Source organism: Vibrio sp. Vb0937 (assembly GCF_033338855.1).
Map to the genome: position 1 here is coordinate 1 of NZ_JAWOTK010000453.1, position 1,046 is coordinate 1,046.

Annotated in this window: 2 protein-coding genes; both read right to left on the reverse strand. The window is 47.1% G+C overall.

Annotated features, from left to right (window positions below):
- On the reverse strand, positions 1-202 hold a 202-nt coding region (locus tag R7P67_RS26435; protein ID WP_318086531.1), incomplete at its 3' end, for an FGGY family carbohydrate kinase.
- 50 nt (positions 203-252) lie between these two features.
- On the reverse strand, positions 253-1,046 hold a 794-nt coding region (locus R7P67_RS26440; RefSeq protein ID WP_318086532.1), incomplete at its 5' end, for an MIP/aquaporin family protein.

A 1,046-nucleotide genomic window follows, 5' to 3' on the forward strand; every position in this document is an offset into this window, starting at 1 on the left:
ACTTAGCCAAAGCTTCAACTAATGTAGAGCTTTGTGTTGCCCAGATTTCCATTGGATCGTGCTCAACCCAACCTGCTTGTGGATAAATCTGAGTAAACTCTCGCTGAGCGACGCTTACGATATTGGCGTCGTGATCAAGAATAACAGCGCGAGAGCTTGTCGTACCTTGGTCGAGGGCAACAATGTATTTTTGCTCAGTCATGGTAAGAATCCTTTTGTTTCGTTATTTATATTTTAGTAATTGGCAAGCGGTTAAGCTCGAGCTTCTTCTGTTTCTTCTTCAGTATCACATTGGTTTGGAATGGTACAACCGTGACCTTGGCGAGGGAGGTACGCCGCGATCGCTTTTGGATATAACCAACCACCAAAGCAAGCACCCGCAATCGGAGCAAGAAGGGGAACGATAAAGTAAGGGATGTCTTTAGCGCCGGTCAGTGCGTAATCCCAACCTGCAAAGTACGCGAACAGTTTAGGGCCAAAGTCACGAGCTGGGTTCATCGCAAAGCCAGTCAGTGGACCAAGAGAACCACCAATAACCGCTATCAGAATACCAATCAATAATGGGTTCATCGCGCCACGAGCGGCACCGTTGTTTTCATCACCCAGAGCCAAAATGGCAAACATTAATACAGCTGTAATGACGAATTCCACAGCAAATGCGCCAAAGAAAGAAAGAGAAGCGTGTGGGTAAGTTGAGAAAATACCAGCCGTTGCAAGGGCGTCTTGGCTGCTACGTACAAAGTTGTGTGCGATTTCGTAATCGGTGAAAAGGTTGCTGTACAAGCTGTAAACCAAAGCGGCAGAGAAAAATGCACCTAACATCTGAGCTATGATGTACGGCACCACTTTCGCTTTATCGAAACCATGAAACATCGCTAATGCAATGGTTACGGCTGGGTTGATGTGTGCGCCTGAAACGCCGGCAGTACAGTAGATTGCGATGGAGACACCTAAGCCCCATACAATACTGATTTCCCATTGTCCAAATGATGCGCCTGTTAACACTAAGGCTGCGACGCAGCCAACGCCGAAGAAGATGAGTAGTC